The 6249-nt window shown below is 71.2% G+C and carries 9 protein-coding genes; 8 read left to right on the top strand and 1 reads right to left on the bottom strand.

The features are described 5' to 3' along the window. Window positions 1-141: 141 nt before the first annotated feature. The 6 genes from D8M34_RS15730 (at window position 142) to D8M34_RS15705 (ending at window position 3260) form a co-directional block, all read left to right on the top strand. Complete coding sequence (locus tag D8M34_RS15730; RefSeq protein ID WP_126894452.1) at window positions 142-708, top strand: hypothetical protein; 567 nt, start codon at window positions 142-144, stop codon at window positions 706-708. Beyond that, complete coding sequence (locus D8M34_RS15725) at window positions 705-1403, top strand: hypothetical protein (protein WP_126894451.1); 699 nt, start codon at window positions 705-707, stop codon at window positions 1401-1403. Before D8M34_RS15730 ends, D8M34_RS15725 begins: the two co-directional genes overlap by 4 nt. Window positions 1404-1417: 14 nt before the next feature. Then, a complete protein-coding gene (locus tag D8M34_RS15720) occupies window positions 1418-1591 on the top strand; it encodes a CsbD family protein (protein ID WP_025104394.1) in 174 nt (57 codons plus the stop codon). A 117-nt stretch (window positions 1592-1708) separates the two neighbouring features. Next, window positions 1709-2275 (top strand): RNA polymerase sigma factor, encoded by a 567-nt coding sequence (locus tag D8M34_RS15715; RefSeq protein WP_085603738.1) that lies wholly within the window; start codon window positions 1709-1711, stop codon window positions 2273-2275. Continuing rightward, window positions 2272-2874 (top strand): Asp23/Gls24 family envelope stress response protein, encoded by a 603-nt coding sequence (locus D8M34_RS15710; RefSeq protein WP_085604120.1) that lies wholly within the window; start codon window positions 2272-2274, stop codon window positions 2872-2874. Before D8M34_RS15715 ends, D8M34_RS15710 begins: the two co-directional genes overlap by 4 nt. Next, window positions 2871-3260, top strand: a complete 390-nt coding sequence (locus D8M34_RS15705) for a hypothetical protein (protein WP_238695680.1) — start codon at window positions 2871-2873, stop codon at window positions 3258-3260. The genes D8M34_RS15710 and D8M34_RS15705 overlap by 4 nt, the downstream gene beginning before the upstream one ends. A 17-nt stretch (window positions 3261-3277) precedes the next feature. On the opposite strand, the gene D8M34_RS15700 is transcribed toward D8M34_RS15705, so the two are convergent. Continuing rightward, window positions 3278-4123: an SDR family oxidoreductase gene (locus D8M34_RS15700; protein ID WP_126894450.1), complete on the bottom strand. Its 846-nt coding sequence runs from the start codon at window positions 4121-4123 to the stop codon at window positions 3278-3280. Window positions 4124-4216: 93 nt separating this feature from the next. Here D8M34_RS15700 and D8M34_RS15695 point away from each other — a divergent pair, with 93 nt between their 5' ends. Both D8M34_RS15695 and D8M34_RS15690 read left to right on the top strand, forming a co-directional pair. Continuing rightward, window positions 4217-4582, top strand: coding sequence for a winged helix-turn-helix transcriptional regulator (locus D8M34_RS15695; RefSeq protein ID WP_025104389.1), 366 nt, complete (start codon window positions 4217-4219; stop codon window positions 4580-4582). 98 nt (window positions 4583-4680) lie between these two features. Beyond that, the gene (locus tag D8M34_RS15690; RefSeq protein WP_126894449.1) at window positions 4681-6219 is read left to right on the top strand and encodes an APC family permease; all 1539 of its coding nucleotides are present in this window, start codon (window positions 4681-4683) and stop codon (window positions 6217-6219) included. The last annotated feature ends 30 nt before the right edge of the window (window positions 6220-6249 follow it).

Raw genomic sequence — 6249 nt, 5'->3', positions numbered from 1 at the left:
CGGGGGCGGTCCCGTGGCGGTCCGCGCCGACGCCGTGCGCGACGCGGTCGTCCGCGGCATGCGCGAGCTGGCGGCCCGCCGCGTGGGAGCGGTGGACGTGCGTTTCACCGGAGTCCGGCGTGAGGACGAGAGGAGAGTGGCATGACGGCGAACACGACGACGTCGCGGCGACTGCTTCGTCGAGAGGCGAGGGCGACCCGTCGGGGCCCGGCGATCGCGCTCGCGGTCGTCCTCGTGATGCTTCTCCTCGCTCTCCTGGGCGCGGTGGTCGCCGGGACTCTCGACGCGGGGTTGCGCGCGCAGATCTCCGGATGGCTCACGCCCGTCACGGCTTCCGCCGCGGCGCCTGCGGTGATGATCGCCGCCGGGGCCGTGCTCGTGGTCGTGGCGCTGCTCCTCCTCGGACTCGCCGTGCTTCCCGGTCGGCGGGCCCGTCGCACGCGGCTCGCCGCACGGGCCGCGCTCGTGATCGACGACGGGGTGCTCGCCGACGCCATCGCCGACGGCACCGCGCGCCGGGTCGGCGTGCCACGCGGCCAGGTGCGCGTGGCCGTGGGACGACGCACGGTGCTGATCCGGGTCACGCCCACGAGCGGGGTCCCGGTGGATGCGGACGCCGCGGGAGACGCGGCCCTGCGCGTGCTGGACGAGACCGGATTCCGGCTCTCGCCGCGGGTGCAGGTGGCGCGGGAAGGAGTGATCGCATGACGTCGGCAGGGACCGTCGCGAACCGGATCGTCCTCCTCGGAGGAGCCGCGATGCTTTTGGGCGGGGGCGTCGTCCTCCTCGCTGCGGGACTGCGGGGCGCGGGGGCGCTTCCGGCCCCCGCCGAGGATGTGCTCGCCGAGGCCGACGGTGTCGTGGCGTGGTCGGGGGCCTGGGGCCTCGACATCCCCGGTGCGGGCTTCGTGCCGCTGTGGGCGCTCGCGGGGCTCGCCGCCGCGGTGCTGCTCGTCGTCCTCCTCCTCGCCTTCCTGCTCACCCGCAGGCCGCGGCGGGAGCGCACCCTTCTCCGGCTCGCCGGTGAGGGCGGCACGACCACCGTCGACCGGAGTGTGGCGGAGCAGCTGCTCGCAGCCCCCCTCGCCGATCGAGCGGACGTGCTGGCCGCCCGGGTGACGAGCCGGAAGGTCGGCCGCGAGATCGCTCTCGGCCTCGTGGTCACTCCACGCCCCGGCGCGGCCCTGGGGCAGGTGCTCGCCGCCGCCGATGCGGTCGTGCAGGAGTGGGACGCCGTCACCGGGACGCGGATGCCGGTCGTCGTGCACATCGCGGACCGCGGCTGGCGGGAACTCTTCCGCTCCCGGCAGCGGATGCGCCGTTCGCTGGTGGCCGGACAGAGCACGGCGGCGCGTGAGCCGCACAGCACACAGACATCGACCCCGACCGTCGGGGTCGTGTGAGGAAAGGAGGCGCCATGAGCGCGGAGGACAAGATCAAGGCCGCAGCCGAGAAGGTCGCAGGCAAGGCCAAGGAGGTCGTCGGCGAGGTCACGAACAACGACAAGCTCGTCGCCGAGGGCAAGGCCGAGCAGGCCAAGGGCGATGTCAGGAACGCGGCCGAGGATGTCAAGGACACGTTCACCAAGTGACGGAAGGGGAGGAGGCGCCCGGAGGGGCGTCTCCTCCGCCCGCGCGCAGAGGGTCGATCCGATCCGATGCGGCGCGGGCTCCGAACGTCCGGGGAACCGTGAACGAGGGGTGGGGGAATGGCAGCCGATCACTGGGGTGAGGCGCTGGAGCAGGCCGGAGACCGTATCGTCGCCGGCCGCGCGATGGACGGCGACGTCGCCGCGTTCGCGGTGCTCGTGCGCAGGTACACGCCGATGATGAGGGCCTACACGCAGCGGATGCTCAACGCGTCGGCGGAGGTCGACGACATCGTGCAGGACGCGTTCGTGACGGCATGGCAACGGTTCGGTGAGCTGGAGGACCCCGCGAAGGTCAAGAGCTGGCTCATGCGGATCGTGAGCCGCAAGGCGGTGGATCGGCTGCGCCGGACGCGTCCCGCGCTCGACGTGGACGAGATCGACCGACCGGCGCCGCCGCAGGCATCGCCCCATGCGGTCGTCGAGGCGAGAGCGGGCGTCGAGGCCCTCGGCGCGGCCCTGCGCGAACTCCCGGAGGCCCAGCGCGAATGCTGGGTGCTGCGGGAGCTGGCCGGCTACAGCTACGACGAGATCGCCGAGGAGCTCGGCATCCCCGTCAGCACGGTGCGCGGACTGCTGTCCCGCGCGCGACGGTTCCTGATCACACGGATGGAGGCGTGGCGATGACCGATCACCACGAGGACGACCAGCTGCGCCGCCTCGGCCTGGAGCCCGCCGACCTCGACGGGCACACGATCGAGGAGCTCAGCGACTACCTGGACTCCGGCCGCACCCCGCGGAATCCCGCCATCGAGGAGTCACCGGGGTGCCAGCTCGCGCTCGATGCCCTGGAGAGGCTGCGCGGGCTGGGCAGCGCCCTGATGGATGAGGATGTCTCCTCCGCGCCTGCCGCGGACGAGAGCTGGGTGGAGAGGATCCTCAGCGGCATCGCGATGGACGCCCAGGCGGGGCGCCGCATCCCCTTCGCCTCCGATGATCCGGACGTGGAGCTGGCGATCACCGAAGGCGCCGTGCGCGGACTGGTCCGTGCCGCGGAGGAGGCCGTCCCCGGCGTGCTGGTCGGCCGGTGCCGGCTGGAGGGAGATGTCACAGAGCCCGGAGCGCCGGTGCGGGTGGCGATCGACGCGAGCGTGCGCCTCGGCGACCCTCTCCGTCGCGTCGCCGACCGGCTGCGCGCGGAGGTGGAGGCCCGGCTGCGTCGTCATACCGAGCTGCAGGTCGTGGCCATCGATGTCGCGATCACCGACGTCAGGGAGGGGGCATGATGACCGGCACCGAGCTGTCGAAGGAGGAGCGCGCGGGTCTCGCGCTCCGGATCGAGGCGGCGCTGCGCGCCTGCTCCGGGGTGCGCGGCGTATACCGATCGGGCTCCCTCGTCTCCAACCTCCTGCGTGCGGGTGCGTCGGCGTGGGGGAACGAGCGCGGAGTCGAACCGATCGTGTCCGTCGCCGCCGGAGCGGACGGCGTGGCGGTGGAGGCGGCGATCGGCGTCGACGGGCGGGTGCGCAGCGTCGCGACGCTGCGGCATGCCCGTGACGCCGTGGACGCGGTGCTGCGGGCCGAAGGCCTGCGCCGCGGGAGCCTCACGCTCACCGTCGCCTACGTGCAGAGCGCCGTGGAGCCGGAGCCGGGGGAGCGCCGCCGTCCGTGACGGCGGCGCTCCACGGGTCACACCAGGGCGCGGAGGCCCTCGACGAGCGGGGTCGTCGGGCGGCCGATGAGGCGGCGGAGGGTGCCGTCGGTGTCCGCCAAGGCGCCGTCGCGGATGCCGGCGTCCAGGGCGACGACGAACCCGACGGTGCCCTCGTCGAGGCCGGCGGCGCGGAGCGCGGCGAGCTGCTCGTCGGCGGAGAGGGGGACGAACACGACCTCGCGGCCCGTCACCTCGGTCATCGCGGCGGCGAGGTCGGCGTAGGTCCATGCGACGTCCCCGCCGAGCTCGTAGACCGCACCGAGGTGTCCGTCCTCGGTGGCGACGACGGCGGCGGCCTCGGCGTAGTCCTTCCGGCTGGCGGAGGCGACGCGGCCCTCTCCGGTGCCGGCGCTGAGGGTGCCGGTCTCCGCTGCACGAGCCAGGTCGGCGGCGTAGTTCTCGGTGTACCAGTTGTTGCGGAGGATCACCGCGGGAAGACCTGCAGCCGCGATGAGCTCCTCGGTGGCCTTGTGCTCGGGAGCCAGGACGAGGGAGCTCGTGGTGGCCTTCGGAGCGCTCGTGTAGACGAACTTCGACACCCCGGCATCCTTCGCGGCCTCGATGACCGCCTGATGCTGCGCGACGCGCTGGCCCACCTCCGAGCCGGAGACGAGCACGACGGTGTCCACGCCGTCGAGCGCCGCCGCGACCGAAACCGGGTCGGTGTAGTCGAGACGGACGACGGGCACGCCGAGGTCGGCCCCCTTGGCGAGGTCGCGCGCACCGGCGCGGATCGTCTGCGGGTCGACGCCGCGCGCGAGCAGGGCGGCGACGATGAGGCGGCCGAGGTGACCGGTCGAACCGGTGACGAGGATGGTCATGGGAGTCCTTTCGTTGCTGACTCCCCGGACAACCCCGGCAGCCGTGCTCCGCATTCCTTTCGGCGGGTACCCACTTTTCGGTAAGGTACCCACATGACGGTGAGTTTTGCGCAGATCCGCGATTCCCAGCCCGCTCTCTTCGATCAGGGATGCGGAACGCGGGTCATCCTCGACCACATCATGAGCAAGTGGGGCGTGCTCGTGCTCTCCTGCCTCTCCGACGGCACGCGGCGCTGGGGCGAGCTGCGTCGGGAGGTGGACGGCATCAGCGAGAAGATGCTCGCGTCGACCCTGCGGACCCTCACCGACGACGGCCTGGTGCATCGGGAGTCGCTGCCGACGGTGCCGCCGCATGTCGAGTACAGCCTCACGCCTCTCGGGCGTGACCTGATGGAGCGGATGCTTCCGCTGATGGAGTGGGTCGCGGCGCACGCCGACGGAATGCTCGGTCGCGACTGACCCACGGAATCCTTCGCGTATCTGAACGCGACGCATGGATTCCGTTGCAGAAACAAAAGGATTGACGGGATACCGCGGCGAGCCGTACTGTTCAGGACATGGCAACGACGCCCATCCACCTCGAACGCCCCGACGGCAAGGGCCTGGCCGCAGGCACCCTCGGCCTGTGGGGCTCCACCGTCATCGGGCTCGCCTCCACGGCCCCCGTCTACTCGCTCGTCGCGACGCTCGGCTTCGTCGTGCTCGCCGTCGGCGCGCAGGCGCCGATCGCCTTCATCATCGCCTTCGTGCCGATGCTGCTGATCGCCTTCGCCTATCGCGAGCTCAACAACGCCGTCCCCGACTGCGGCACCACCTTCACCTGGGGCACCAAGGCCTTCGGGCCGTGGGTGGGCTGGATGGGCGGCTGGGGCGTCGCGGTCGCCGGCATGGTCGTGCTCGCGAACCTCGCGCAGATCGCCTCCGTGTACTTCTGGTCGCTGATCGGGCAGGACCTCGAGAACAACGACTGGCGCGTCGTCGTGGTGGCGGTGCTCTTCATCGCGGCGATGACCTGGGTGAGCTGGCGCGGGGTCGAGATCGGCGAGCGCATCCAGAACGTTCTCCTCGCGATCCAGTACCTCGCGCTGGCGATCTTCATCGTGGCCGCCCTCTGGCAGTTCTTCACGGGCGACGCCCCCGACGCCACCCCGTTCTCGTGGGAGTGGCTGAACCCCTTCGGCTTCACCGACTGGTCGGGCTTCACCGAGGCGATCCTCCTCGCGCTCTTCATCTACTGGGGATGGGACACCTGCCTCGCCCTCAACGAGGAGACGAAGGACCCGAAGCGCATCCCCGGCCGCGCCGCGGTGCTCACGTGCGTCATCCTCCTGGTGACGTACGTCGCGGTGACGATCGCCGCGATGATGTACGCCGGACTCGGCGAGGACGGCACGGGACTCGGCAACGAGGCCAACGCCGACGACTTCTTCCTGGCCATCAAGGACGGGCTGCTCGGACCGTTCGGCTGGGTGCTCGTGGTCGCGGTCGTCATCTCGGCGATCTCGTCCACCCAGACGACCATCCTCCCGACCGCCCGCGGCACGCTCGCGATGGGCGTGTACCGGGCGCTCCCGGCGAAGTTCAAGGACGTGCACCCGGTCTACAAGACGCCGTCGTTCTCGACCATCGTCATGGGCGTGGTGGCTTCCCTCTACTACGTCGGCATGACCCTCATCAGCGACAACATCCTGCAGGACTCGATCCTCTCGCTGGGCCTCGCGATCGCGTTCTACTACGCCATCACCGGTTTCGCCTGCGTCTGGTACTTCCGTGCCGACCTGCGCCGCTCGACCCGCGACCTGTTCTTCAAGGGCATCTTCCCGCTGCTCGGAGCGCTGCTGCTGACCGGCGCGTTCGTGCAGTCGGCGATCGACATGTGGGATGTCGACTACGGCTACACCGTGCTCTTCGGCATCGGCGGCACGTTCGTGATCGGCATCGGGTCGCTGGCGATCGGCCTCGTCCTGATGTTCCTCTGGTACCTCTTCCCGCGGTCGAAGCGGTTCTTCCGGGGCGAGAGCCTGAACCGGGAGACCGAGGTGATGGTGCCGGAGGAGCCGGGCGCGATGATCCGCTCGGTGGACGGCGGCATCTGAGGCGCAGGGTGCGCGCGCGGCTGTCCTAGG

The organism is Microbacterium sp. HSID17254 (genome assembly GCF_003989315.1).
Classification (GTDB): domain Bacteria; phylum Actinomycetota; class Actinomycetes; order Actinomycetales; family Microbacteriaceae; genus Microbacterium.
Note: the sequence above shows the minus strand (reverse complement) of the source record. Positions and strands in the feature narration are given on the sequence as shown.

What these genes read in the sequence shown, in the direction of transcription:
- D8M34_RS15730 (WP_126894452.1), top strand. Translation starts at nt 142, where the DNA reads ATGACGGCGAACACGACGACGTCGCGGCGACTGCTTCGTCGAGAGGCG.
- D8M34_RS15725 (WP_126894451.1), top strand. Translation starts at nt 705, where the DNA reads ATGACGTCGGCAGGGACCGTCGCGAACCGGATCGTCCTCCTCGGAGGA.
- D8M34_RS15720 (WP_025104394.1), top strand. Translation starts at nt 1,418, where the DNA reads ATGAGCGCGGAGGACAAGATCAAGGCCGCAGCCGAGAAGGTCGCAGGC.
- D8M34_RS15715 (WP_085603738.1), top strand. Translation starts at nt 1,709, where the DNA reads ATGGCAGCCGATCACTGGGGTGAGGCGCTGGAGCAGGCCGGAGACCGT.
- D8M34_RS15710 (WP_085604120.1), top strand. Translation starts at nt 2,272, where the DNA reads ATGACCGATCACCACGAGGACGACCAGCTGCGCCGCCTCGGCCTGGAG.
- D8M34_RS15705 (WP_238695680.1), top strand. Translation starts at nt 2,871, where the DNA reads ATGATGACCGGCACCGAGCTGTCGAAGGAGGAGCGCGCGGGTCTCGCG.
- D8M34_RS15700 (WP_126894450.1), bottom strand. Translation starts at nt 4,123, where the DNA reads ATGACCATCCTCGTCACCGGTTCGACCGGTCACCTCGGCCGCCTCATC.
- D8M34_RS15695 (WP_025104389.1), top strand. Translation starts at nt 4,217, where the DNA reads ATGACGGTGAGTTTTGCGCAGATCCGCGATTCCCAGCCCGCTCTCTTC.
- D8M34_RS15690 (WP_126894449.1), top strand. Translation starts at nt 4,681, where the DNA reads ATGGCAACGACGCCCATCCACCTCGAACGCCCCGACGGCAAGGGCCTG.